Origin of the sequence: Fusicatenibacter sp., assembly GCF_050872605.1 — a bacterium.
Lineage (GTDB): Bacteria > Bacillota > Clostridia > Lachnospirales > Lachnospiraceae > Fusicatenibacter.
The window spans coordinates 35,002-61,005 of sequence record NZ_JBNMHD010000005.1 but is presented as its reverse complement, the minus strand read 5'-3'; the positions used below and the strand labels follow the sequence as shown (position 1 = coordinate 61,005).

At 49.2% G+C, this 26,004-nt stretch carries 19 protein-coding genes; 15 read left to right on the top strand and 4 right to left on the bottom strand.

The genetic code is table 11. From position 1 onward, the window contains the following. Positions 1–78: 78 nt before the first annotated feature. On the top strand, positions 79–1,203 hold the full coding sequence (locus ACY2VT_RS02995) for a DUF362 domain-containing protein (protein ID WP_461878824.1): 1,125 nt from the start codon (positions 79–81) through the stop codon (positions 1,201–1,203). Positions 1,204–1,309: 106 nt separating this feature from the next. On the opposite strand, the gene pdxT is transcribed toward ACY2VT_RS02995, so the two are convergent. Both pdxT and pdxS read right to left on the bottom strand, forming a co-directional pair. Then, positions 1,310–1,882 (bottom strand): pyridoxal 5'-phosphate synthase glutaminase subunit PdxT, encoded by a 573-nt coding sequence (gene pdxT, locus ACY2VT_RS02990; protein ID WP_461878823.1) that lies wholly within the window; start codon positions 1,880–1,882, stop codon positions 1,310–1,312. Then, positions 1,882–2,763 carry a pyridoxal 5'-phosphate synthase lyase subunit PdxS gene (gene pdxS / locus ACY2VT_RS02985; protein ID WP_461875110.1) on the bottom strand — a complete coding sequence of 294 codons (882 nt, stop codon included), beginning with the start codon at positions 2,761–2,763 and terminating at the stop codon, positions 1,882–1,884. The genes pdxT and pdxS overlap by 1 nt, the downstream gene beginning before the upstream one ends. A 144-nt stretch (positions 2,764–2,907) precedes the next feature. Between pdxS and pdxR the strand changes: the two genes are divergently transcribed. Both pdxR and ACY2VT_RS02975 read left to right on the top strand, forming a co-directional pair. Then, the gene (gene pdxR, locus ACY2VT_RS02980; protein WP_461878822.1) at positions 2,908–4,323 is read left to right on the top strand and encodes a MocR-like pyridoxine biosynthesis transcription factor PdxR; all 1,416 of its coding nucleotides are present in this window, start codon (positions 2,908–2,910) and stop codon (positions 4,321–4,323) included. Between the two features lie 124 nt (positions 4,324–4,447). Then, positions 4,448–5,215, top strand: coding sequence for a GNAT family N-acetyltransferase (locus ACY2VT_RS02975; RefSeq protein WP_461878821.1), 768 nt, complete (start codon positions 4,448–4,450; stop codon positions 5,213–5,215). Here ACY2VT_RS02975 and ACY2VT_RS02970 read toward each other — a convergent pair. Further along, entirely contained in the window at positions 5,210–6,211 is a 1,002-nt protein-coding gene (locus ACY2VT_RS02970) for a LacI family DNA-binding transcriptional regulator (protein ID WP_461878820.1), read from the bottom strand. The genes ACY2VT_RS02975 and ACY2VT_RS02970 overlap by 6 nt on opposite strands. 332 nt (positions 6,212–6,543) lie before the next feature. On the opposite strand from ACY2VT_RS02970, the gene ACY2VT_RS02965 reads away from it, so the two are divergent. Continuing rightward, entirely contained in the window at positions 6,544–8,298 is a 1,755-nt protein-coding gene (locus ACY2VT_RS02965) for a glycoside hydrolase family 13 protein (protein WP_461878819.1), read from the top strand. A gap of 204 nt (positions 8,299–8,502) precedes the next feature. On the opposite strand, the gene ACY2VT_RS02960 is transcribed toward ACY2VT_RS02965, so the two are convergent. Then, positions 8,503–9,903 (bottom strand): sodium-dependent transporter, encoded by a 1,401-nt coding sequence (locus ACY2VT_RS02960; protein WP_461878818.1) that lies wholly within the window; start codon positions 9,901–9,903, stop codon positions 8,503–8,505. Between the two features lie 234 nt (positions 9,904–10,137). Here ACY2VT_RS02960 and ACY2VT_RS02955 point away from each other — a divergent pair, with 234 nt between their 5' ends. The 11 genes from ACY2VT_RS02955 to ACY2VT_RS02905 all read left to right on the top strand — a co-directional run bounded on the left by ACY2VT_RS02955 (position 10,138) and on the right by ACY2VT_RS02905 (position 25,986). Beyond that, positions 10,138–10,650 carry a MarR family winged helix-turn-helix transcriptional regulator gene (locus tag ACY2VT_RS02955; RefSeq protein WP_461878817.1) on the top strand — a complete coding sequence of 171 codons (513 nt, stop codon included), beginning with the start codon at positions 10,138–10,140 and terminating at the stop codon, positions 10,648–10,650. Further along, entirely contained in the window at positions 10,640–12,370 is a 1,731-nt protein-coding gene (locus tag ACY2VT_RS02950; protein WP_461878816.1) for an ABC transporter ATP-binding protein, read from the top strand. Before ACY2VT_RS02955 ends, ACY2VT_RS02950 begins: the two co-directional genes overlap by 11 nt. Continuing rightward, entirely contained in the window at positions 12,370–14,004 is a 1,635-nt protein-coding gene (locus tag ACY2VT_RS02945; RefSeq protein WP_461878815.1) for an ABC transporter ATP-binding protein, read from the top strand. Before ACY2VT_RS02950 ends, ACY2VT_RS02945 begins: the two co-directional genes overlap by 1 nt. A gap of 186 nt (positions 14,005–14,190) precedes the next feature. Then, positions 14,191–15,012, top strand: a complete 822-nt coding sequence (locus ACY2VT_RS02940) for a hypothetical protein (protein ID WP_461878814.1) — start codon at positions 14,191–14,193, stop codon at positions 15,010–15,012. Between the two features lie 54 nt (positions 15,013–15,066). Next, positions 15,067–15,645 carry a hypothetical protein gene (locus ACY2VT_RS02935; protein ID WP_461878813.1) on the top strand — a complete coding sequence of 193 codons (579 nt, stop codon included), beginning with the start codon at positions 15,067–15,069 and terminating at the stop codon, positions 15,643–15,645. A gap of 280 nt (positions 15,646–15,925) precedes the next feature. Next, positions 15,926–18,562, top strand: a complete 2,637-nt coding sequence (mutS, locus tag ACY2VT_RS02930; RefSeq protein WP_461878850.1) for a DNA mismatch repair protein MutS — start codon at positions 15,926–15,928, stop codon at positions 18,560–18,562. Between the two features lie 95 nt (positions 18,563–18,657). Further along, on the top strand, positions 18,658–20,922 hold the full coding sequence (gene mutL, locus ACY2VT_RS02925) for a DNA mismatch repair endonuclease MutL (RefSeq protein ID WP_461878812.1): 2,265 nt from the start codon (positions 18,658–18,660) through the stop codon (positions 20,920–20,922). 9 nt (positions 20,923–20,931) lie between these two features. Further along, entirely contained in the window at positions 20,932–21,900 is a 969-nt protein-coding gene (gene miaA, locus ACY2VT_RS02920; RefSeq protein ID WP_461877268.1) for a tRNA (adenosine(37)-N6)-dimethylallyltransferase MiaA, read from the top strand. Positions 21,901–21,902: 2 nt separating this feature from the next. After that, the gene (locus tag ACY2VT_RS02915) at positions 21,903–23,189 is read left to right on the top strand and encodes a methionine gamma-lyase family protein (protein WP_055228136.1); all 1,287 of its coding nucleotides are present in this window, start codon (positions 21,903–21,905) and stop codon (positions 23,187–23,189) included. Continuing rightward, the gene (locus ACY2VT_RS02910) at positions 23,189–24,376 is read left to right on the top strand and encodes a BaiN/RdsA family NAD(P)/FAD-dependent oxidoreductase (protein ID WP_461878811.1); all 1,188 of its coding nucleotides are present in this window, start codon (positions 23,189–23,191) and stop codon (positions 24,374–24,376) included. Before ACY2VT_RS02915 ends, ACY2VT_RS02910 begins: the two co-directional genes overlap by 1 nt. Next, positions 24,373–25,986: an NAD(P)/FAD-dependent oxidoreductase gene (locus ACY2VT_RS02905; RefSeq protein ID WP_461878810.1), complete on the top strand. Its 1,614-nt coding sequence runs from the start codon at positions 24,373–24,375 to the stop codon at positions 25,984–25,986. Before ACY2VT_RS02910 ends, ACY2VT_RS02905 begins: the two co-directional genes overlap by 4 nt. The last annotated feature ends 18 nt before the right edge of the window (positions 25,987–26,004 follow it).

Here is a 26,004-nt window from a genome sequence, read left to right as displayed (position 1 = left end):
TATTACAATCACACTTGACTTCAAGTAAGCTTAAAGTGCTATTCTGATAAAAAAGGACAAATCAGGAGGAATAACAGAATGGAAAAGTCAACGGTTTATTTTACCGACTTTCGATGTCCGGTGGGAACGAGTCAGCTCGACAAGCTGAAAAAGCTCTGTATCGCTGCAGGCATCAAGGACATTGATATGGAAGGCAAATTCGTCGCAATCAAAATGCATTTTGGCGAACTGGGAAACATGGCGTTTCTTCGTCCGAATTATGCGAAAGTGGTTGCAGATCTCTGTAAAGAGCAGGGAGGTCTTCCGTTTCTGACGGACTGCAATACGTTATATCCGGGCAGCAGAAAAAATGCCCTGGAGCATCTTGACTGCGCGAATCTGAATGGATTCAATACCATTACCACAGGATGCCAGATTATCATCGGAGATGGAGTGCGAGGAACCGATGAAATCGAAGTTCCGGTTGTCAACGGAGAATATTGCAAAACAGCATTGATTGGTCATGCAATCATGGACGCAGATATTTTTATCAGTCTGAGCCACTTCAAAGGCCATGAAGCAACGGGCTTTGGCGGTGCACTGAAAAATATCGGTATGGGATGCGGAAGCCGCGCCGGAAAGATGCAGCAGCATGCCAGTGGAAAACCGGCAATCAATACGGATGTCTGTCGTGGCTGCCACCGCTGCGCAAAAGAATGCGGAAGCGATGCGATTTCCTATGTAAATAAAAAAGCAGTCATTGACTATGATAAATGCAAGGGATGCGGCCGTTGTATCGGTGCCTGCAGCTTTGATGCGGTATATAATCCAAACAGCAGTGCAAACGAGCTTCTCGACCGGAAAATGGCGGAGTATGCACAGGCTGTCTGCCATGGACGTCCGTGCTTCCATATCTCTCTGGTACAGGATATCAGCCCGAACTGTGACTGTCATGGGGAGAACGATGCTCCGATTTTGCCGGATATCGGAATGTTTGCAAGCTTCGACCCGGTTGCACTTGACCAGGCGTGCGCCGATGCCTGCCTGAAAGCAACACCGATCGAAAACAGCCAGCTTGGCGAGCACCTTGCCGAGCCGGGATGGCACTGTCACCACGACCATTTCAAGGATTCCAACCCGAACATTGAATGGCAGGCAACCCTCGACCAGGCGGAGAAAATCGGTCTTGGTACGAGACAGTATGAACTGAAACGTGTAAAATGATGCGCGAAAAGCTCCAGCTTCCCGGATGAAAAATCAGCGAGAAGCTGGAGCTTTTTACGATCAGATTTTTGCATTGCTTTTTGGGTCTGCTATTGTTTTATCCGTCTTATATCATCTCCAAAAACGCCTTATGAATCCGCACATCCGGGTCGAGTTCCGGGTGGAAGGAGAAGGCCATCTGTTTTTTGTATTTTACACCGACAATCCGTTCTTCCACAACGGCGAGCACTTCCACGCCGTCCTCCACAGATGCGATATACGGCGCACGGATAAACGTCATCGGCACTGTTCCGATGCCCGCAACCGGTGCTTCTGTGTGGAAGCTGCCTAACTGGCGGCCGTAGGCGTTCCGCTTGATGCACATCGGAATCGTGCCGAAATACTGCTCCGGCTGCCTCTTCATTTGTCCGTCGATCGTTTCGGCCAGAAGAATCGCACCGGCGCAGGTTGCGAGAACCGGCATGCCGTTTTCAATCTGGCTCTTAATGGTATCGAACATGCCAAGCTCTTTTAAAAGCTTTCCCTGAACGGTACTCTCGCCGCCCGGTAGTACAAGTGCATCGTAAGGCTCGGCAAGATCGCGGGCCTGCCGCAGTTCGATGCATTCGGCGCCAAGCTGTTCTAATACTTTTTCATGTTCTGCAAACGCACCCTGCAGTGCAAGCACTCCAATTTTCATTATTTTCCTCTTTCTGCCATCAGTAAGGCGATTTCCTGCTCGTTGATGCCGACCATAGCTTCGCCGAGATCAGCGGAGAGTTCTGCGATCAGTTTGGCATCGGTGTAGTTGGTAACAGCTTTTACGATGGAAGCGGCACGTTTTGCCGGGTTGCCGGATTTGAAGATACCGGATCCGACGAAGACGCCTTCTGCTCCAAGCTGCATCATCAGCGCTGCATCGGCAGGCGTTGCCACACCGCCGGCTGCAAAGTTGACAACCGGGAGACGGCCGTTGTCATGAACATACTGAACAAGATCGTATGGAACCTGCAGGACCTTGGCTGCCTCAAACAGCTCATCCTCACGCATTGAGGTCAGTTTCTGAATTTCGCTGTTCATTTTTCTCATATGGCGGACCGCCTGTACGATATCGCCGGTTCCCGGCTCACCTTTGGTACGGATCATGGATGCTCCCTCATTGATCCGGCGAAGTGCCTCACCGAGATCTTTTGCACCGCAGACAAAGGGTACTTTAAAATTGCGTTTATTGATATGGTAGACATCATCCGCCGGGGAGAGAACCTCACTCTCGTCGATGTAGTCGATTTCGATGGCTTCAAGAACCTGTGCCTCTACAAAGTGGCCGATGCGGCATTTTGCCATAACCGGAATGGAAACGGCTTCCTGAATGCCGCGGATCATCTTCGGATCACTCATACGGGAAACGCCGCCGGCGGCACGGATGTCTGCCGGAATTCGCTCCAGTGCCATAACGGCACAAGCACCGGCTTCTTCTGCAATATGTGCCTGCTCCGGAGTGGTAACGTCCATGATAACGCCGCCTTTTAACATCTGTGCCAGTTCTTTGTTCAGTTTGTATCTCTCGTTTACTGCTGTCATAATAAACTCCTCCGTGTCTGAAAAAATTTAGTTTCTGTTTTGGCTTTACTTTTGCTCTGCCTCACAGTATACTGGTAAAGTGACTATAAAAAAATTGCCAAAACAAATATATTCAGTAAGGTCAGATGAGAGGAGAACGGTCGGATGCTGACGTATAATTTTGCGAATATAGGGTCAGATTCCCTGTATGAATATTTATATAAATGTATCAAAAATGACATATTGCTGGGAAACATCCGCCCTGGAGAGAAGCTGCCGTCGAAACGGACGTTCGCAAAAAATCTGGGCATCAGTGTGATTACCGTCGAGAATGCTTATGCGCAGCTTGTTGCGGAAGGCTATCTGTATTCCATGCCAAAGCGCGGCTTTTATGCGGCCGATCTGGAAATTGAGGATTCCATGCGGGATGCTGTTCCGAAAGAGATCCTGCAGGTGGCAAACGGGGAAACTTCCTATTTTGCGGATTTTTCCAGCAATCAGACGGACAGCGAGATTTTTCCGTTCACAATCTGGACGCGGACGGTGCGTGCTGTTCTGAATGATAATCGGATCCAGCTCATGATCAATTCCCCGTGCGCCGGGATTTTAAAGCTGCGCAGTGCGATTGCCAGGTATCTGCGTGAGTTCCGCGGCATGCAGGTGCTGCCGGAGCAGATTATTGTCGGCGCAGGAACGGAGTATCTGCATAACCTTTTGATCCAACTTCTCGGGAACGATCTTGTTTATGGAGTAGAGGATCCCGGGTATCATAAAATTGCGCGGATTTATGAGAGTATGAAGGTGCGGTACGAGCCAGTGCCGCTCGACCAGGACGGTGTTTCAGTGCAGGAGCTGGAAAAAAGATCGGTTGATATTGTTCATACCTCTCCGTCCCATCACTTTCCAACCGGGACAGTCATGCCGGTCAGCCGCCGTTATGAACTGCTCGGCTGGGCGGCAAAATCGGATCATCACTATATCATTGAGGACGATTACGACAGCGAGCTGCGCCTCGGCGGAAAGCCATTTCCAACGCTGCAGAGCATTGATGTATCGGACAAGGTCATCTATATGAATACGTTTACGAAAACACTTGCCTCCACGGTACGGATCAGCTATATGGTGCTGCCGCAGACACTGGCAGAGAAATTTTACCGCGAGCTGTCGTTTTATTCGTGTACCGTTTCCAACTTTGAGCAGTACACACTGGCGGAGTTTATTGAGAACGGCAGTTTCGAAAAACATATCAACCGGCTGCGGAACTATTATCAGAACAAACGAGATCTGATGTTACAGGCGCTTGAAAAGAAGCCTCTCGGTGATTATGTGACCATCGAAGAGGAAGAAGCCGGCGTCCATTTCCTGATGCATCTTTGCACCGATCAAAAAGAAGAAGAGATCGTCACGCAGGCGAAATCCCGCGGCGTAAAATTAAAGCCGCTCTCCGGCTATTACGCAGACACAGCGGAGGCGGCAAAACAGCAAAATACATATGTCATGAATTATTCCTCCATTGATCCGGCAGCAATGGAGCGGGCAGCGGGAGTGCTGCTTCATATTCTGCAGATACCTGGCAGATGATCTGCGAAACGAAAAAAATCGGAAGGATTGGGTGGCCGGATGCAGAGAATGACAGACACTGTTTCCAAAATGGACATGTCTGCGCATCCCCAAGTTACTGAACTGATAGAATGGAGAAAAGCATATGACGAATCGCGAAATGATGGAGATTGCCATGAGGCAGTCTGCGGAAGATATGGGGTGCCGTGTGGAAGATTTCAAGGCGGAAAAAAATGTTGTTGTTCCCATAAATTTAGGAAAGAAGGCCCGCAAATATTTGAAAGAGCCTATTACCTGCAATCTGGTTTCCTATGGAAATAATATCATGGCGGCTTCCATACCGGAGACTATGGATCTGGTATCTGCGTATGTAGACAAATTCGAATTTTACCACTGCTTTGAGACACCAAACATGCATTGGCTGAATGAACGTTTTGCTGAAAAAGGGCACAAAATATGTTTCATGGCAGAATACTATCTGCCGGACATCAGCCGGATACCGACTCTTTCCTGTGCTTATGAAACACGAATATTGACACAGGAAGATTTTGCAAACTTGTATCTGCCGGAATGGAGCAATGCGCTTTGCGAAGATCGGAAGAATCTGGATGTACTTGGCGTCGGCGCATATGACGGAAGCACGCTGGTGGGACTCGCCGCCTGTTCTGCCGATTGCGACGATATGTGGCAGATCGGTGTGGATGTTTTGCCGGAATACAGACGACAGGGGATTGCATCTGCACTGACTAGCAGACTTACAAAAGAGATCATAAACAGGGGCAAAGTACCGTTTTACTGTACCGCCTGGTCTAATGTCAGATCTGTAAGAAACGCTGTTAAAAGCGGTTTTATCCCGGCATGGGTAGAAATGACTGTAAAACCGGCCAATATTGTTGATGAGATGAATTTATAGAGGAACCTTCCCTGTCGATTCCCGCTGGATTAGCTGTGCATGCAACAAATACGTACTGATCGGGATGTGATTGAGAAGACTTGACAATGCAAAAAATCCACTTTTTCCAAGTTCCAGCCGATCTTGTCTGATGGTCGTAAGGGGCGGTGACGTACAAGCAGCAATCGGCAGATCATCAAATCCAATAATGCTGATATCATCAGGAATCTGGAATCCCAGCTGCTGACATTGCGTGAGCGTTGCACTTGCAAGGGTATCCTGGTTGCAAATAATAGCAGTGATTCCGTTTTCCAGGAAACGGGGAAGATGCTTTTCCATACATTCTGACAGATAATAAGAACAGCCGATCGTAGCAGGAGAAGTCTTCAGTCCATGCTGGTGCATGGAACGGAGAAAGGCAGCATGGCGTGCCTGGAGAACCCGGGCACCGAGGGAACTGCTCAGATAGGCGATCTTCCGGTGTCCAAGTCCGGCAAGATAAGAGACGGCAAGTTCCATTCCCTCCTCATTATCAATGCCTACATAAGCGGTGGAAGGATTCCCTACCATATAGTTGTCGAAAAGAACAGCCGGTGTGCGGCTGACCTTAAAGTCCTGAATCCAGGGATCGCTGAGGGAAAAACCGACCACAAAAGCGCCTATATAATCATGCTCCAGCATAAAAACATCATAATGCTGGCCTCTTTGGGTCTTAATATCAACAGGCACAATTTCAACATCAAATCCGGCAGGTTCTGCCATCTGACGAAAACCCACCAGGATATCATAGGCAAAATGATGCGGTTCCTGATACCGCATATTCTCTTTTTCTATTATAATACAGACTTTTTTCGTCGATTTCTTATAACGCCGCAGCTTCGTATAACCCAGAGCTACGGCAGTTTCCAAAACCTGTTTCCGTAAAGCTTCGCTGATATCAGGCGCGTCATTAAGAGCTTTGGATACCGTGCTCTTGGAAATTCCCATTTGATCAGCAATATCCTGAATGGTAGTCATAATCGGCAATCCTTTCACAAAACAAAAAATGTAAACTCCCAGTTATCGTGATGGGGTTCTTTTAACTCATTATATAAAATCATAAGATAAAAAGCAATTAATACCTTGAAAAAGAAATATTTCGTCAAGTTTCGAAAGAAGAAAGCATCCTGCACAAAAATCATCCTGAAAATTATCTGAATTTTACGAAAGTGCAGGGAAAAATGGAAATTGATTGACGAAGAAATAAAAAAGGCTTATAGTAGAGTTACGAAACAATACGAAACAAAAAGTGATCGTGTTTTTTACAAGGATGCAAAAACAGCTTTAGAGCTATGCGGGAGGAAAATGAGATGGAATTTAGCGGTGTATACCATAAAACTTCAGAACAGATGAGTTATGCCCTGGATGAGGACAGACTGATCGTAAATATCAAGACAGGATATGATGTAAAACAGGTATTTATCCATTACGGAGATCCTTACGAAGCCGGAATTTTGGGCGGAAAAGAAAAGTGGATCGGAAAAAGAGAGGAAATGATATATAAAAAACGTCTGCCTTATCAAATCTGGTGGACAACAACGCTTCTTCCGGAATACAAAAGATGCAAATATTATTTCGAGCTGCGGACGGAAAAGGAAGTCTGGTATTATTTTGAGGATGGTTTTCTGACAGAAGAACAGCTCCGGATGGATGGCCGTATGCAGCAGTGCTTTATTGTACCCTGGATGAACCCGGCAGATATCAATCGCACACCGGCATGGGTAAACGAAACGATCTGGTATCAGATTTTCCCGGATCGGTTCTGCAACGGGACACCGGAAAAAAACGGAGATGATATCACATCCTGGAGAAATCACGGAACTGTAACAAATGAGGAGAAATTCGGAGGAAACCTGGAAGGGATCCGTCAGAGATTATCGTATCTGCAGGAACTTGGGATTACCGGTATTTATCTGAATCCGATCATGAAAGCAGAGTCCAACCACAAATATGATACGACCGATTATACAAAAATAGATCCGTCCTTTGGCGATGCAGAGACGATGAAAGCGCTTTGCAGAGAAGCGCATGAAAAAGGAATCCGTATTATGGTAGATGCGGTGTTTAACCATAGTGGAAGAAAATTTGAGCCGTGGCTAGATATCCTGGAGCATGGAAAGGAGTCTCGTTATGTGGACTGGTTTATGGTAGAAGACTGGGATCAGGTTCAAAAAAGGGGAGACACCAGAGACAGGCGGTTCTATTCCTTTGCATTTACAGACGGGATGCCAAAGCTGAACACAAACAAGGAAGAGGTGATACAGTATTTCTGTAAAATCTGCGAGGACTGGGTACGGGAGTTTGATATCGACGGAATTCGTTTCGACGTAGGAAACGAAGTGTCACACAGGTTTTTAAAGCGGATAAGAGAGCATTTGAAAACGATAAAGCCGGATATTTATCTTCTGGGGGAAATCTGGCATGATGCAAGCCAGTGGCTGCAGGGAGATGAATATGATTCTGTCATGAACTACCCGCTGCTGAGCGGAATCCATGATTTCTTTCTTGATAAAACAATGAAAAAAGAAGAATTTGAATATATGGTAAACCGTTGCTATACCATGTATATGCAACAAAATAACGATGTACTTTTTAATCTCCTGGATTCCCACGATACCGAGAGGCTGATGAACCGTTTTCACGATCTGGATAAGTTCTACCAGCAGCTTGCAGTCCTTTTTACGCTTCCGGGAAGCCCCTGTATTTATTATGGAACAGAGATCGCAATGGAAGGCGCTCATGATCCGGACTGCAGAAGATGTATGCCTTGGAGTGAAATTGAAAGCGAAGAGAATCAGAAAAAAATTGCAACGATGCGGAAACTGATCATGCTTCGAAGAAATGAAAAAGTGTGCAGAAGCCTGCATTTCCATTTTCCGAATGGCTATGAAAATGATCGGTGTGTAGAGTATATTAAACTAGACGAAGAGGGAAATAAAATCGAAGTTCTGCTCAACGCATCGGATGAGGAGATAAAAGTAAAAGGAGACGGGGAAGTACTTTTTGCCCGGGAATTTGATGGAGAGATACTTGGTGTAAATGGAACGTTAATTCGCAGGATGTAAGGGTTTCACCTGTTAGAACTATGTGCAGACAGGCACAAAAAAAGCATGTTTTCTGGAAAAGCCACCGGAAAACATGCTTTTTTGATCTCTTGACTCGCCAAAAACATAAGTAAGGAGCCATTTTTCGAAAGAAAATGAGCGGATTACGAATGTTTTTGAAGATTGCGTGAGTGCAAAGCACGTAGCAATCTGGTATCGCAGTGATCAGACGCTTAAGATGCCGAACGACTGCAGCAGCAGTGCGGCAAGGAGCACGGGTGCAATAAACTTCACCATGACGATATACAGCCTCTTTCGACCGAACTTATATCCTCCCAGCGTCACCTCATCGATGATGACCTGCGGCTTTACAACCCATCCGATCAGAATACAGGAGAGAAGTGCGACAAGCGGCATCAGAAGGTTATTGCTGATAAAATCCATGACATCCAGGATCTGAGCCGTTGCGCCATTTGGAAGCTTCAGTTCAAAATAAAGCGCATTGTAGCCGAGGCATACGATGATACCGACGAGATACGCATAAACCGTTACAATCACAGTGCTCTTCTTTCTGCTGATGTGAAATTTGTCGATCATACAGGAAACAATGGATTCCATGACCGATACGGAAGATGTAATGGCTGCAAAGGAGACCATAAGAAAGAAAATGGTTCCGATTACGCCGCCTGCTGCTCCCATGGACTGAAAGACCTTCGGCAGGGAGACAAACATCAGACCAGGGCCAGCGGACATACCCTCTGCTCCCATAAAGGTAAATACAGCAGGAACGATCATCAAACCGGCAAGCAGCGCAACGATGGTGTCAAAAATCTCAATCTGATTGATCGATTTCATCAGGTTTGTTTCTTTTTTTACGTAGGAACCGTAGGCAACCATGATACCCATCGCAACGCTGATCGAAAAGAAAAGCTGTCCGAGTGCATCGACAAAGACGGTGAAAAATTTCTGCGGCGTCATTCCTTTAAAATTCGGAACGAGATAAATTTTCATACCCTGCAGTCCCGTACGGACTACACCGTCTGCATCGGTATGGGTCAGTGTCAGCGAAAAAATGGAAATTCCGATGATTAAAATCAGAAGGATCGGCATCAGAATTTTGCTGTAGTTTTCAATTCCCTTATTGACACCACGGTATACAACGAATGCGGTAAGAAAAAGATAGATTCCCAACCACACAATCGGCTGCCATGTACCGGTAATATAGCCGGTAAAGTAACCATCCTTTGCAGCAGCAGTGCCATGTCCGGTGAGAAACACAGACAGGTATTTTAATACCCAGCCGCCAATGGAGCAGTAGTAAGGCAGAATGACAACCGGCACGATACTGGCGAGAAGGCCAAGGCCGTTCCAGCCCGGGTGAATTTTACCGTAAGCGACAAGCGGACTTTGTCCCGTTTTTCTGCCGATGGCAATATCCGTTGTCAGCAGCGTAAATCCGAAGGTCAGAGCCAGTACGATATAAACCAAAATAAAAGTTCCGCCTCCGTCTTTTGCGGCAAGATAAGGGAAACGCCAGATATTTCCCAGTCCAACCGCGCTTCCGGCAGCAGCAAGCACGAAACCGATGGAGCCGGTAAAGCTGCCGCGCGCATGTTTCTTTTCCATATAAGATACATCTCCTTATTGATAGATTGGCTGTTCTTTTTTCAGCCGAATATCTCTATTATAGAGGGCGGGCGGAACTTCGTCAACCAGAAGAAGAACGGATTTTTGATGAAATTCAGTTTTTGACAGACTTTTTCAAATGGGATTGACAATTTTATTTAGTTGTACTATCATCTAATTAGTTGCATATACATCTATTTAGGACATGCAAAACAGAACAGGAGGAGCATAAAAATGGATCCAACCGAACGAAAAATAACGAAAATCGCACGGGAAGCCGGGAAATTTACGGTTCAGGCGATGAAGGAAGAAGGCATCGGCACGGCGGAATTTGACTTTATCCATCTGGTGCGCCACAATCCCGGCATCACGCAGACGGAAGTGCGCGAACAGCTGAAGATTGATAAAGGAGCTGCCGCAAGACGTGCTGCAAACCTGGAGGCAAAAGGATATCTGGTCCGGAAGCCGAATCCGTGGGACGGCAGAAGCCAGCTTCTGTATGCTACCGAAAAAGCAGAATCCCTGAAAAATTCCAAAGCGGAGATTGAAACGGTCTTTTACGAATGGCTGCTCTCGGAGCTTCCCAAAGAGGAGGCAGAAAACTTCTGCAGAACGTTGGACAAGCTGTACTGGAAATCGAAGAGAGAACGTCAGAATCATTTTGCGGAACTTTCAAAAATTTTAAGTGAAAAAGCAGATAAAACAATAAACGCAACAGCAGAAGGAGGCAGCAGCGATGAAGGATGAAACCTTTCGCCCGAACCGGGTGCTCTCTTACTTTCAGGAAGAATGGAAAACCCTCTTTTTTGTTACGGTCTCCGGCCTCATCTATAATCTGGGACTTCTTGCAGGTCCCTGGTTTGAGGGAAAAATGACAGGAAAGCTGGTTGATCTCCTGGGTGGCACAGGAACCTTCCACCAGATGCTGATGCTGGTCACGGCCTATGTCGTGAGTATTGGCATTGTGCAGGTTTCCCGCTATTTCAAACGGTTCTATGTCAGAAGATTTGCCAACAACGTCAACCGGCATATGAAGCAGATTCTTTACGGAACGCTGGTTCGCAAAAGCCGTCTGGAGCTGGAAGCGGAAGGTACCGGAACTGTACTGACGAAGGCCATTCTCGATGTAGACGATTGCGTAGAAGGAATGCGGAAATTTACAACGGAAATCTTTGATACCGGTGTTGCTCTTCTCGCCTATGCGTGTATGCTGCTCTGGTACGACTGGAAACTGGCTCTTCTCTGCATGATTTTCCCACCGGTTTCCTATGTGATTGCCGAAAAGATGAAGGTCATGGTACAGAAAACGGGCGCTGCCTATAAGGTACAGTCGGGTGCATTAAGTGCTGCAACCCTGGACCGTGCGACAAATGCCATCACGTATCGTGTCTTTGGCTGTGAGGAGGACAGAAAGGCCGCTTATGAGGAGAATCTTTCGGCTTATGAATCCGCCGCTGTGCGCGCCAATATCTGGAATACAGCTATGCCGCCGATTTACCGTATGATCTCGATGACGAGCATTCTGTTTATCCTGTATTTTGGAGGCAGAAACGTCCTGCATGAGGGCTGGACACCGTGGACCATTGCCGTATTTACCACATTTTTGTCCTGCTACACGAAGCTTGCCACCAAATCATCGAGCGCAGCAAAGCTTTTTAATGCAGTGCATAAAGCGCAGGTTTCCTGGAAACGAATCAAACCTCTGCTGCAAAATTCGAAAGCCGAACCGGAGCTTCCGGCCGCAGCGCCTGCAGAGCTTAACGTCGATCACCTGCATTTTGCCTATCCAAACGGAAAAGAGATCATCCATGACTTGTCGTTTCAGGCGGCTCCTGGCCAGATGATCGGTGTGACGGGACCTGTCGCATGCGGAAAGTCAACGCTGGGAAAGACTTTTCTCTGCGAGTCGCCGTATGAGGGAAGCATCACCTTTGGCGGAAAAGAGCTGGAAAAGATGGAAAAAGCAGACCGGAACCGCATGGTCGGTTATCTTGGCCACGACCCGGAGCTGTTCCATGGAAGCGTGGAAGATAATATCCGTCTCGGCAGAAAAGAGGGCGCAGAGGAGATGATCCGAGTCGTCTGCCTGGAAGATGAAGTGAAAGCAATGGAAAACGGAATTCATACTCTGGTCGGAACGGGCGGTGTCCGTCTCTCCGGCGGTCAGGCGCAGCGCCTTGCCCTTGCGCGAACTCTGTATCACAAACGGCCGGTTCTGATTCTCGACGATCCGTTTTCGGCACTCGACCAGAAGACGGAAGCACAGATTTTTGCAAATTTAAAAGAACTGGCAAAAGACTCTATTATGATCCTCATTTCCCATCGCCTCTATCTGTTTGATCAGATGGATCAGGTCATCTGGATGGATGAGCGCCATACGAAAGTCGGCACACATGAGGAACTCCTTGCAACGGTTCCGTCTTACGCAAAGCTCTGCAGCAATCAGACGAAGGGAGGCAGCTTTTGATGCAAAAGAAAGAATCTGTATTGCGGGTAATCAAAGAAACCGTTAGAAAACACGGCGTTTTATCAGCCGCACTTTTTGCAGTCGTCTACGGTGCGGTTATTTTCGCACTGCTCCCGCCGCTTGTGCTGGCACAACTGATTGACCTTTTGACAAATAAGCATACCCTCTGGATGGAAGGAATTCTGCTGTATTTCGGACTTCTTGCCCTGACGGGTCTTCTGGAGTCGGCAAGAGAGAGTCTTCTGACGGTATTCGGCCAGAAAATTACACATGCACTCCGAAGCAGTCTGATGGAAAAGTTCGGACGCCTTTCCGCCAACGAGCTGAACCGCCAGGAGCCGGGCGCTCTCGTATCAAGATTTGTCGGTGACGTCGACACAGTGGAAAACCTGTTTACCTCCGGGATCATCAGTATGTTTGCCGATGCGTGCAAAATCTTAAGCATTCTTACCGTCATCTGGGTGACTAACCGTGGACTTACGATTGTTCTGATTATTTTACTCCCTGTTCTGTTCTTCTTTACCCGTTATGTCCAGAAAAACATGCTGGCCTCCCAGATTGCCAACCGCCGTGCAGTCAGCCGTGCTTCGGGTCACGTTCCGGAAACGCTGCACAACATCCGTACCATCCACTGTCTGCAGAAAGAGACGTATATGGAGCAGCAGTATGCGCACTATATTGATGACAGCTACAGCGCAATGGAGAAGACCAATTTTTACGATGCCGTCTATTCTCCGGTAATCCTGATTTTAAATGCCATTGTTGTTGCTGTTGTCATGCTGCTTTCGGCCTCCGGCAATCCGACCGTTTTAAAGCTGTTCGGCATGTCCGCCGGAACCGCCGTTGCTGTTATAAACTATATTTCCCAGATCTTTACTCCGGTCGAAAGCCTTGGTATGGAAATCCAGACGATTCAGTCTGCGTTTGCCGGTATGGAAAGAATCAATGAATTTTACAGCCTGAAAGAGAAGAAAGAGCCGGCTGCGCTGACTGCAAATAAAGATTATGGCATGGCGGCTGAGTTAAAAAATGTGACGTTTGGATATGACGAAAGCCAGGTCATCTTAAACGATGTGAGTCTGCAGATCAAAAAAGGCGAGCAGGTAACACTTTCGGGACGAACAGGTGCCGGAAAGAGTACCATTTTCAAACTGCTGCTCGGTTTATATGCACCACAGAAAGGAAAGGTTCTGATTTGGGGCGTTCCATCTGTCGATCTGCCGGATGCAAAGAAACGAAAGGTTTTCGGCTATGTGGAGCAGTCGTTCCACATGGTGCCGGGATCGGTAAAAGACCAGATTACTTTGTATGATGCAAAGATTTCGGATACAGATGTAAAAAAAGCAGCAGAGCTGACCGGACTTGCAAAGACCATCGAGGCGCTTCCGGACCAATATGATACGATCTGTACACAGGATCTCTTCTCACAGGGTCAGTGGCAGCTCCTCTCGATTGCCCGCGCAGCCGCAGCGGAGCCTGAAATTCTGCTCCTCGATGAGATTACCGCAAACCTTGATGCAGAGACGGAAAAAATGGTATTAAATGCATTGCAAAGGGTTTCCAAAAACCGTACCGTAATTTCCATTTCCCACCGAACTGTGGCAGAAACGGGACGCGTGATTCCAATTTCATAATTTCTTTTCGTTCATTAAATTTTTGAAACAAAGCGTGCCGGATGCATTCTGACAAAAAAGATGCGCCAACACGCTTTCTTTGTCCCGCTAGGCAGAACAAAATAGAGCGGAGGAGCGAGTTTCAATTGACACAAAAAGGGGAGCAAGTACAATAAAAGTAATGAAAAGAGAGGAGGCGGTATTCAGTTGAAAAAGAGAAAATGGAAATTCCGCATCGCAGGAGGCGCTGTCACGCTGCTGGGCATCTATCTGATGGCGGTCGGTTACGGAGAGACGATCACACTCACCATCGCCACGGTTGTCCTGATTTTCGGCATTGCTATCTGGTCCATGGCAACCCCGGAGAGCTACAATTCCATGACGGATATGATTGCCATGATCTCCATGGAGAAGCCGCGGAAAATCGAAGAATTTTATGAGGCTTACAAGAACGTCGATACACCGTTCGGTTCTGCATGGCTTGCAAAATTCTACACGATGCGGCAGAAAGCACTCGTTTTCGGACCGGACGCCAAGGGAGAATATCTCTACTTCTGGCTGACCAAAGACGGTCATGTCGGTTATTTGGGATATTCCTTCATCGAAGGCTTTATCAAAAAGAAACTCACCACACCTGTGTATCCGATTCATGAAGATGTTGCAGAGAACCTCGCAGACCATCTAAGCTACCATTCCGATCTGATGATGTTCCAGAGCGAATTAAAAGCGAATCTGGAGCATTTCGTCAAAACCGGAACGGTACAGCCGTTTCAGAAGATTTCGGCGTCCCAGATTTACACTTTCACGGAAGATAAAACTGAACGGAACCATGATCGGCGCCATCGTCGACAATATGGATCTTACCGTCGGAAACATCATGTTCGACAATGCGTTTCTGATTGTCTACGATGCAAAATATCTGCCGCAGCTGACCGCACTCGCTGTGATGGCGGCAAGAGAACTGGCACGCGACAAGGACGGCGGTCTTTCCAATCGGTCCTGACAAAAGAAAGAGAGGGGAATCTATGAGAAAAACGACAAAACTACTTTGATCTGTATGGAAGCAAACGAAAGACGAAGATTGTGGCGGACGGAAAAGTGGCGGGCTATCTTCAGAAGAATACAGTCTACATCAACGATGAGGAGTGGTTTTCGATTGACTATGTGGAGGATGAGCCCATCAATGCCAAAGAAAACTCCGGCACGACGTACGGCTATTACGACGCATCCGGTACGTGTCTTGGCTATGCGCAGGAGCAGTATGTGGATACCTCCTATGGAAAAGATACAAGACTGATTTTCCTTGATGTGGATGAGACGCCGCTCGATTACCAGAGTTCGAGAAGCGGAAGGATTCTGTATGATGAAAATGACGAGGAGATCGGCAGCGGAAAGATCGGGCGATCCGGGGTCAGTCTTCTTGACCAGTGGTACACGAATCTTTACTGTGCCGTTTTTAAGACCGAGACGGACGGCACGCGGCAGATTGATTTCATGGACCGGATGGCAATGCTGTGGCGTTTGGCGAGGGATTACCGTTCGATTGACGACAATCCTGTCAACACCGGCGTGCAGATTTATGAAACGGTTGCTGTCATTTTTATTCTGATCATGCTGATTGGTTCGTCCTTCTCGAAATGGAGACAAAAAAAGAAAAATTAAAGGGAATGCTCGCTTCCTGGACGGCTGGTTTTGAGAAAAAACCACTGACAGGAAGGGGGCATTTTATACGCTTGTGAATCTTGCACAATTTCTGGTTTCATGCTAAAATTGTGCAGGTATGACGTTTGTTATACTTCTTATATTTATTCTTGAGAAAAGGTATGAAATACAAATGAATGATACAGAAACAAAAAACACAGCGGTAAAAGCGCCGGCACTGATGTCCACGCGGCCTGTGACAGCACAGGATGCGCTGGATCAGTGTGAGAAGCTTTCACCGATGATGGTACATTATTGCCAGACGAAGACAGGCTTGACTGACCCGGCTAATACCATTTTGTTTTACCGCTTAGGTGATTTCTACGAAATGTTCTTCGAGGATGCCACCCTGGTATCCAAAGAACTTGAGCTTACGCTGACCGGAAAGGACTGCGGCATGGAGGAGCGCGCTCCGATGTGCGGTATCCCGTATCACGCTGCAGAAGGGTATATCAACCGTCTTGTAGAGAACGGCCATAAGGTTGCGATCTGCGAGCAGATGGAGGATCCGAAACAGGCAAAGGGCATGGTAAAGCGCGAAGTCATCCGCGTTGTCACACCGGGTACGACGCTGATCCCGCAGGGACTCGATGAGACAAAGAACAACTACATCATGTCGATCGTCTGCATGGAGGGATGCTTTGGCATTTCTACGGCAGATATCTCCACCGGCCAGTGCCTCGTCACGGAAATGGACAAGCCGCGCCGCCTTGTGGATGAGATCACGAAGTTTATGCCGGCGGAAATCATCTGCAATCAGTCATTCCTGCTCTGCGGCATTGATGTGGAGGATCTCCAGACCCGTCTTCATATCTGCGTCAATGCATTGGAAGACTGGTATTTCGACGATGACATCTGCCGCCATACGCTGCAGGAGCAGTTCCATGCGGCGACCATGGAGGGCCTTGGCATCGCTGATTACAACTGCGGAACAATTGCAGCCGGTGCGCTGTTCCAGTATCTGCACGAGACACAGAAATCGGATCTGTCTCACATGAATTCGATTACACCGTATGTGACAGACAAATATATGCTGATCGACAGCTCCAGCCGCCGGAATCTGGAACTGGTGGAGACACTGCGTGAGAAGCAGAAGCGAGGCTCCCTGCTCTGGGTTCTTGATAAAACACGCACGGCGATGGGCGCACGTCTTCTTCGAAGCTACGTGGAGCAGCCATTGATCGACGAGGATGAAATCAATGCAAGACTCGATGCGGTAGAGGCTCTGACAGGGCAGGCGATGATCCGCGAGGAAATCCGCGAATACCTCCGCCCGGTCTATGACCTCGAACGTCTCGTCGGAAGAATCAGCTACCAGTCCGCGAATCCGCGTGACTTGATTGCCTTTAAATCATCGCTGCAGATGCTGCCTTACATCAAACAGCTCTTAAATTCGTTTGACGGCGGCGCTCTGGCACAGATTCAGGAGGATCTCGACCCGCTCGAGGACCTCTATCAGCTTGTCGATGCGGCAATCGTCGATGATCCGCCGTATCTGATGCGCGACGGCGGTATGATCAAGGACGGCTACAACGAGATGGTCGATAATTACCGTCACGCCAAGACTGAGGGAAAACAGTGGCTGAGTGAGCTGGAAGCAAGTGAGCGCGAGAAAACCGGTATCAAAAATATGAAAGTCAAATACAACAAGGTATTCGGCTATTATCTGGAGGTTACAAACTCGTTTAAAGATCTCGTCCCGGATTACTATACGAGAAAACAGACTCTGACGAATGCGGAGCGCTACATTACCCCGCGCCTCAAGGAACTCGAGGATACGATTCTCGGTGCGGAGGATAAACTGTATGCGCTGGAATACGATCTTTTCTGTACGGTGCGCGATACGGTTGCCGGTGAGGCGGAGCGGATTCAGCGCACGGCGCAGGCTCTGGCACGGCTCGATGTGTATGCATCGCTTTCCTACGTTGCCGAGCACAACCACTATGTGCGTCCGAAGCTGAACAGCCGCGGAAAGATTGATATCAAGGACGGCCGTCACCCAGTGGTCGAGAAGATGATTCCAAACGATATGTTTATCGCAAACGATACCCTGCTTGACAACGGTGACCACCGCGTTTCTGTCATCACCGGACCGAACATGGCCGGTAAATCGACGTATATGCGCCAGACGGCCCTCATTGTGCTGATGGCACAGATCGGTTCGTTTGTTCCAGCTTCGAAGGCAAACATCGGTATTGTGGATCGGATCTTTACCCGTGTCGGCGCATCCGATGACCTTGCAAGCGGCCAGAGTACATTTATGGTCGAAATGACGGAGGTGGCAAATATTTTACGGAATGCGACCGCGAACAGTCTTTTGATCCTTGATGAGATCGGACGGGGAACGAGTACGTTTGATGGTCTTTCGATTGCCTGGGCGGTCATCGAGCATGTGGCGAATCCGAAGCTGCTCGGTGCGAAAACGCTGTTTGCGACACATTACCACGAACTGACGGAGCTCGAAGGAAAGCTGCCGGGAGTACACAATTACTGTATCGCCGTCAAGGAAAAGGGAGACGATATTGTGTTCCTGCGTAAAATTGTACAGGGCGGTGCAGATAAGAGCTACGGGATCCAGGTGGCGCGCCTCGCAGGTGTGCCGGAGTCGGTGCTTTCCCGGGCCCAGGAGCTGGTGGAGCAGTTAAGTGATGCCGATATTACCGCAGCAGTCAAGGATCTGACAATGCAGAAGAAGCCAAAAGCAAAGCCGGTTCACTACGACGAGGTTGATATGGCGCAGATGTCACTGTTCGATACGGTACAGGATGACGATATCATTAAAGAACTCTCGGAGCTTGATATTTCGAATATGACACCGATGGATGCATTAAATACGCTGTACCGTTTCCAGGGAAAGGTAAAGAACCGCTGGAAATAAACCACGGTAAATGAAAATTTAACCGAATCAAGCAAGTCCCCTGCTTCCCTTGCGTGAAGCAATAAGCAGTTGGGTTGGGAACAGAAAGGATTAACATGGCTACCATAGCAGTACTGGATCAGAATACGATTGATAAAATTGCGGCCGGTGAGGTCGTAGAGCGGCCGGCCTCCGTGGTAAAAGAGCTGGTAGAAAACGCAATGGATGCCGGCGCAACGGCAATTACCGTGGAAATCCGCGATGGCGGTATTTCGCTGGTGCGGATCACGGACAATGGAAGCGGCATTCCGGCCGAACAGGTGCCGCTCGCTTTTCTGCGCCACGCGACGAGTAAGATCCGTTCCGTGGAAGAACTCGTGCAGATTGCATCTCTTGGCTTCCGCGGCGAGGCGCTCTCGAGTATCTCGGCGGTTGCGCAGGTCGAGATGATTACGAAAACGCCGGATGCGCTGACGGGAACGCGGTATGTGATTGAGGGCGGCGCGGAGAAGGCCAATGAGGAGGTCGGTGCCCCGACCGGAACAACCTTTCTGGTCCGGAATCTTTTTTACAACACGCCGGCTCGTCAGAAATTCTTAAAAACGCCGGTTACGGAGGCGAATGCGGTGACTTCCGTTGTGGAGCAGCTTGCGCTGTCGCACCCGGGGATTTCGTTTAAATATATGGTGAATTCACAGGTGAAGCTCCATACGAGCGGCAACCGGAATTTAAAAGAACTGGTCTATAATATCTACGGCCGCGACATCGCGAGGGAGCTGATCGAGATTCACTCGGAAAGCCCGCTGATGACGATCGACGGCTTTATCGGAAAACCGGTGATTTCAAGGGGAAACCGGAATTTTGAAAATTATTACGTGAATGGACGGTATGTGCGGAGCAAGCTGCTGGCCCGCGCGATCGAGGACGGATATCAGACATCGATGATGCAGCATAAATATCCATTTACGCTGTTCTATGTCCAGATGGATGGAGAGGCGGTGGATGTCAATGTGCATCCGACGAAGATGGAACTTCGTTTTTCCCATCAGGAGGAGATTTACCGCCAGATGCGTGATATGATTTCGGATGCGCTGAATCACAGGGAGCAGATTGTGAAGGTTTCGCTTTCTTCCGACAGGGAACGGAAAGCAGAGGAAAAAGCGGCACGGAAAGAACAGATTGTTGTTCCGGAACCGTTCGAGCAGAAACGGCAGGTAAAAGAAGGCTTTGCACGGCAGTCCCTTCCGGTGGAGCCGGTTTCCAGCCAGAGCAGAAGAATGCCGATTTTTCCGGAGGTGGAACGAAATGGATACCGCGCAGCGAAAACGTATGTGCCGGTTCAGCAGACGACGGGAATGACGCGGGAAGAGGAAGAACTGTTTGAGCCGGGTGCAGGAAACGTGCCAAAGACGGCAGATCATTCTGTGCAGACAGAAAAAACGGCGGTTCTGAGTTCAGCTGAAACTGCAGCAGAAATGCCAATGCAAAAGGAGACTGCTTTGCCGCAGACCTCTCAGACGTTTCTGAAACAAACAGAGACACCGAATCGTATGGCTGAATCACAGCAGGCAGCAGCGCGGAATAAGGATGTAAAAGCGTGGGAGCAGCAGGAGAGCAGCAATGCGGAGCAGGAAGTTACAAATCCAGCAGGCCGCTCAAGCGTGGAAGCAATACAGCATCCGCAGGAGCCAGAGACGGTTCCGCAGACGCCTTCCATGCCGGAAGAACGTTCATCTGCATCCGCTTCGTCTGAGCCGGAAGGCCAGATGCAGCTCTTTGATGAGCAGTTTCTTACCCCGGAGGCAGAGAAATTGCACCGCATTATCGGCCAGGTTTTCGATACGTACTGGCTGATTCAGTACGGCGAGAATCTCTATATCATCGATCAGCATGCCGCACACGAGAAGGTGCTGTTTGAACGGATGATGAAGAATTACCGGGAAAAGAACGTCACATCCCAGATGGTGAGTCCTCCGTTGATCGTCTCCTTAACGCCGCAGGAAGCAGATCTTGTGACCCGTTACATGGATGTCTTCCAGTCCTTCGGCTATGAAATTTCCCCGTTCGGCGGAAAGGACTATGCGATCAACGCTGTGCCGCACAATCTGTACGGCATTGCGACAGAAGAACTGTTTATCGAGATTCTTGACAATCTCGAGGATGTCCGCGAAAAGCCGCTGGAGATCTTAAAAGACCGTCTGGCGACCATGTCGTGCAAGGCCGCTGTCAAGGGGAACAACCATCTTTCCTATGCGGAGGCGGAACAGCTGATTGCCGAGCTTTTGACGCTCGAAGATCCGTACCACTGCCCGCACGGCCGCCCGACGATCATTTCCCTCTCGAAGCGGGAACTGGAAAAGAAATTTAAGAGAATTGTGTAGGTGATTTTTTTGAAAAAACCTTTGATTATCCTGACCGGCCCGACCGCCGTCGGCAAGACGAAGCTGTCGATTTCGCTTGCCAAAACGGTGAATGGGGCCATTATCTCCGCGGATTCTATGCAGGTCTACCGCCATATGGATATCGGATCTGCCAAAATCCGCCCGGAGGAGATGTGCGGCGTTCCGCATTATCTGATCGATGTGCTCGATCCTTCCGAAGAGTTTCACGTCGTGAAGTTTGTGGAACTGGCGCATGAAGCGATGGAAAAAATATACGCCGCCGGACAGATTCCGATCGTGACGGGCGGCACCGGATTTTATATCCAGGCGCTTTTAAAAGAAGTTGATTTTACGGAATCGCACGGTGAACTGCCGATCCGGAAACAGCTGGAAGAAAAAGCAGCAACGGAGGAAGGCGCGGCAGAACTGTACCGGGAACTTTCCGAGGTTGATCCTGCTTCCGCGGAGACGATTCACCCGAATAATGTAAAACGTGTAATCCGGGCGCTGGAATATTATCACGAGACAGGACAGAAGATTTCGGAGCACAACGAGGAGCAGAAGCAGAAGGAATCTCCGTACTGTTCTGCTTATTTTGTGCTGAACGACGAACGTTCGATTCTGTATGACCGCATTGACAGGCGCGTCGATCAGATGATCCGCGACGGACTGGTTGATGAAGTTTTCCGTTTGAAAGAAATGGGATACACAAGAGATCTTGTCTCCATGCAGGGACTGGGCTACAAAGAATTGTTCCCGTATCTTGCGGGCGAATGCACGCTGGAGGAGGCCGTCTATATCATCAAGCGGGACACCCGTCATTTTGCCAAACGGCAGCTGACCTGGTTCCGCCGGGAAAAGGATGTGATCTGGCTGAACAAGCCGGATTTTGACTACGACGAAGAAAAAATATTATCCTATATGCTGGATCGCTGGAACGAAATCGTTTCGGCCGATGCAAAGGAAGAAGGAGAATAATCATGTTGACAGAAAAAGCTGCTATGTACAGCACACTTGGCATTTCCAAAGAGGTTTTCGCATTTGGAACGAAAATTGAGGAAGAATTAAAAGAGCGTTTTGCAAAAATTGATGAAATCGCAGAATACAACCAGTTAAAGGTCATCCACGCCATGCAGGCAAGCAAGGTCAGCGAGGCATGCTTATATGGAACCACAGGATACGGATACAATGACCTGGGACGTGATACGCTGGAGCAGGTCTATGCAACGTGCTTCGGTACTGAGGATGCACTGGTACGCCCGCAGATCGCCTGCGGAACCCATGCGCTTGCAACGGCGCTTTCCGGAAATCTCCGCCCGGGCGACGAACTGCTTTCTCCTGTTGGAAAACCGTACGACACCCTTGAGGAAGTGATCGGCATCCGCCCGTCCGTCGGATCTCTTGCGGAATATGGCGTAACTTACCGCCAGGTAGATTTAAAAGAGGACGGCTCTTTCGATTACGAAGGAATCAAAAATGCCATCAACAAAAAGACAAAGATGGTGACGATTCAGAGATCGAAAGGATATCAGACCAGACCGACGCTTTCTGTTACCCGCATCGGTGAACTGATTGCATTTATTAAAAATATCAAACCAGATGTCATCTGTATGGTCGATAACTGCTACGGCGAGTTCGTGGAGACGATCGAACCGACCAATGTCGGTGCAGATCTGATGGTCGGATCCCTGATCAAAAACCCGGGCGGCGGACTGGCTCCGGCCGGCGGTTACATTGTTGGAAAGAAAAAGTACGTGGAAAATGCAGCATACCGTCTGCTCTCCCCGGGACTTGGAAAAGAGGTTGGCGCAACACTCGGTGTGAACGGTTCCTTCTACCAGGGATTCTTTCTGGCACCGACCGTTACCGCAGCGGCATTAAAAGGTGCTGTCTTTGCTGCAAATGTTTATGAGAAACTAGGATTTGCCGTTGTTCCAAACGGAACCGAGAGCCGTCACGACATCATTCAGGCGGTAACCTTTGGAAAACCGGAAGGCGTCATCGCATTCTGCCAGGGTATCCAGGCAGCTGCCCCGGTCGACAGTTTCGTTTCTCCGGAACCGTGGGATATGCCAGGCTACGACAGTCCGGTTATCATGGCAGCTGGTGCTTTCGTGCAGGGATCTTCGATTGAACTTTCCGCTGACGGCCCGATCAAACCGCCGTACGCTGTCTACTTCCAGGGCGGTCTTACGTGGCAGCACGCAAAATTCGGTATTCTGATGAGCCTTCAGAAACTGGTCGATGCCGGTATGGTGACATTATAATGGCAAAAAATGTGGTAATTATCGGCGGCGGCGCGAGCGGGCTGATGGCGGCGATTTGGGCCTCCCGTCTCGGTGCCGCAGTCACCGTTCTGGAAAAGAACGATAAACCGGGCAAAAAACTCCTTGCGACTGGAAACGGACGGTGCAATTTTACCAACCGTTATCAGGATGCATCGTGCTATCGCACCGGAAATCAGGAGCGTGCATCACACGTTCTCGAACAGTTTACCGAACAGGATACCGAACAGTTTTTTGAACAGCTCGGCATCCGCATCCGGAGCCGTGAGGGATGGCTTTATCCGGCAAGCGAACAGGCACAGTCCGTTCTTGATCTGCTGGTTTTGGAAGCCAGATTCCGAAAAGTAAAAATCAAGACACGGGAAACGGCTGTTGCAGTGGAAAAAGCCGAAAATGGTTATCTGGTGCGCACCGAAGGATGGCAGTACCCGGCTGACAGCGTCATCATCTGCTGTGGAAGCTGTGCTTCCCAGATCGCCGGTTCCGACGGAGATACACTTCGATTTGCCGATCAGCTTCAGCTCGCTTCGATTCCGTTTTCCCCGGCCCTCTGCCCGCTCCGCTGCAAAGGAAACCAGTTTTCCTCCTGGGCGGGTGTTCGGGTGCGCGCGAAGATTACGCTTCTGGTTGAAAATCAGGAGATTCTGACGGAACAGGGAGAGCTGCAGCTTACCGACTACGGTGTCTCCGGCATCCCGGTATTCCAGATTTCCCGGTTCGCTGTGCGCGCCTGCATGCAGAAAAAACGCGCTGAACTTCTCGTAGACTTCTTCCCGGAGCTGACGGAAGCGGAGCTTACTGCAGAACTTGTCAGACGGCAGGAAACCTGCCCGTATAAAGCGCCAAAAGAGCTTCTGATCGGCCTTCTTCCGGAAAAACTCATTCCGGTTCTGATCGGAAAGAAAAAGATACCGGAAGAAATGGCAGGCGCCATCAAATCATATCGTTTACAGATCACCGGCCAGACCGACTTTGGAAAAGCCCAGGTGTGTGCGGGCGGCATCACGCTCGATCAGCTTACGGATTCGCTGGAATCGGTACAGCACCCTGGCATTTTCTTTGCGGGAGAAGCCCTGGACGTCGACGGCGTCTGCGGCGGCTATAATCTCCAGTGGGCCTGGTCCAGCGGAAGCGCAGCCGGAAGAGCTGCAGCAGGAGAACATGCATGATTCGGATACAGCAATTAAAGCTTCCAGTTACCCACACACAGGAGGAACTGGAACAGAAAATAAGAAAAACACTGAAAATCGGAAAACACGATCTGCAGGAAATTGAGCTTTTACGCCGCTCGATTGATGCCAGAAAAAAATCGGAATTAAAGTACGTCTATCAGCTTGATGTAAAAGTGAAAGATGAGAATGCCGTACTGCGGAAAGTGAAAAATAATCAGATTGTAAAAGCGGAGAAAAAGCCGTACGTGTTCCAAAAATCCGGAGAACAGCCCCTTGTTCACCGGCCGGTCATCATCGGAAGCGGTCCGGCAGGGCTTTTCTGCGCCTATGTTCTGGCAAAGCATGGTTACCGTCCGCTCGTTCTGGAGCGCGGCGAATCCGCGGAGCAGAGAAAGAAGAGTGTCGATGCATTCTGGAAAACCGGTGTTCTGAACCCGGAATCGAACGTACAGTTCGGAGAGGGCGGAGCCGGTACGTTTTCGGATGGAAAATTAAACACTTCGGTGAAGGACCCATCCGGCAGAAATCGTGAGGTGCTGCGGATTTTCACGGAATGCGGCGCGCCGGAAGAAATTCTTTACGATCAGAAACCGCACCTTGGCACCGATCAGCTCATCGGAATTGTGACGACGATGCGGAAACAGATCGAAGCCTGGGGCGGAGAAGTCCGTTTCGGGGCAAAAGTGACGGACTTTGGGATCGAAAACGGCAGACTTACCTCTGTAACGGTCAATGAAACCGAGAAGATTGCTGCGGAGACGGCAGTCCTTGCGATCGGGCACTCCGCACGTGATACCTTCTTCAAACTCTGCGAGAGCAGGATCTCCATGGAAGCAAAATCCTTCGCAGTCGGCGTCCGCATTGAGCATCCGCAGAAGATGATTACGGAGGATCAGTACGGACCGGATGCACCGGATTTCCTTGGGGCAGCACCGTATAAGCTCACCAATCAGTGTGAAAACGGAAGAGGTGTGTACTCATTCTGCATGTGTCCCGGCGGCTATGTTGTCAATGCGTCCTCGGAAGCGGAGCGCACCTGCGTCAACGGTATGAGTTATTCTGACCGGGAAGGCGAAAATGCAAACAGCGCTATGATTGTCACCGTAACGCCGGAAGACTACCGCCCGTACCATGTAGAGGGAACGCCGGACGTGCTCGATGGCGTGGCATTTCAGAGAGCGCTTGAACACGCTGCGTGGAAAGCCGGAAAAGGCAAAGTTCCGGTGCAGCTTTTTGGGGATTTCTGTGAAAACAGAGTTTCTACAGCACTTGGAGAGGTAACCCCTTCCATCTGCGGAGAATGGACTTTCGCCAATCTGCGGGAAGTTCTTCCGGCATTTATCGGAGACTCCCTTGTGGAAGGCATTCGTGCATCTGAGCGGAAAATCCACGGCTTTTCCCGTCCGGACGCCGTTCTTTCCGGTGTGGAAGCGCGTACCTCGTCACCGGTCCGCATTGTAAGAAATGAAACGCTCGAAAGTCCGTCGCTTACCGGTCTTTACCCGTGCGGAGAGGGCGCAGGCTATGCGGGAGGCATCACTTCCGCAGCCATGGACGGATTAAAAACGGCAGAGGAAATTGCAAAAAAATATATGAATTTTTCATAATTCCTATACATCTGCGGA

What these genes read in the sequence shown, in the direction of transcription:
- ACY2VT_RS02995 (WP_461878824.1), top strand. Translation starts at nt 79, where the DNA reads ATGGAAAAGTCAACGGTTTATTTTACCGACTTTCGATGTCCGGTGGGA.
- pdxT (WP_461878823.1), bottom strand. Translation starts at nt 1,882, where the DNA reads ATGAAAATTGGAGTGCTTGCACTGCAGGGTGCGTTTGCAGAACATGAA.
- pdxS (WP_461875110.1), bottom strand. Translation starts at nt 2,763, where the DNA reads ATGACAGCAGTAAACGAGAGATACAAACTGAACAAAGAACTGGCACAG.
- pdxR (WP_461878822.1), top strand. Translation starts at nt 2,908, where the DNA reads ATGCTGACGTATAATTTTGCGAATATAGGGTCAGATTCCCTGTATGAA.
- ACY2VT_RS02975 (WP_461878821.1), top strand. Translation starts at nt 4,448, where the DNA reads ATGACGAATCGCGAAATGATGGAGATTGCCATGAGGCAGTCTGCGGAA.
- ACY2VT_RS02970 (WP_461878820.1), bottom strand. Translation starts at nt 6,211, where the DNA reads ATGACTACCATTCAGGATATTGCTGATCAAATGGGAATTTCCAAGAGC.
- ACY2VT_RS02965 (WP_461878819.1), top strand. Translation starts at nt 6,544, where the DNA reads ATGGAATTTAGCGGTGTATACCATAAAACTTCAGAACAGATGAGTTAT.
- ACY2VT_RS02960 (WP_461878818.1), bottom strand. Translation starts at nt 9,903, where the DNA reads ATGGAAAAGAAACATGCGCGCGGCAGCTTTACCGGCTCCATCGGTTTC.
- ACY2VT_RS02955 (WP_461878817.1), top strand. Translation starts at nt 10,138, where the DNA reads ATGGATCCAACCGAACGAAAAATAACGAAAATCGCACGGGAAGCCGGG.
- ACY2VT_RS02950 (WP_461878816.1), top strand. Translation starts at nt 10,640, where the DNA reads ATGAAGGATGAAACCTTTCGCCCGAACCGGGTGCTCTCTTACTTTCAG.
- ACY2VT_RS02945 (WP_461878815.1), top strand. Translation starts at nt 12,370, where the DNA reads ATGCAAAAGAAAGAATCTGTATTGCGGGTAATCAAAGAAACCGTTAGA.
- mutS (WP_461878850.1), top strand. Translation starts at nt 15,926, where the DNA reads ATGATGGTACATTATTGCCAGACGAAGACAGGCTTGACTGACCCGGCT.
- mutL (WP_461878812.1), top strand. Translation starts at nt 18,658, where the DNA reads ATGGCTACCATAGCAGTACTGGATCAGAATACGATTGATAAAATTGCG.
- ACY2VT_RS02915 (WP_055228136.1), top strand. Translation starts at nt 21,903, where the DNA reads ATGTTGACAGAAAAAGCTGCTATGTACAGCACACTTGGCATTTCCAAA.
- ACY2VT_RS02910 (WP_461878811.1), top strand. Translation starts at nt 23,189, where the DNA reads ATGGCAAAAAATGTGGTAATTATCGGCGGCGGCGCGAGCGGGCTGATG.
- ACY2VT_RS02905 (WP_461878810.1), top strand. Translation starts at nt 24,373, where the DNA reads ATGATTCGGATACAGCAATTAAAGCTTCCAGTTACCCACACACAGGAG.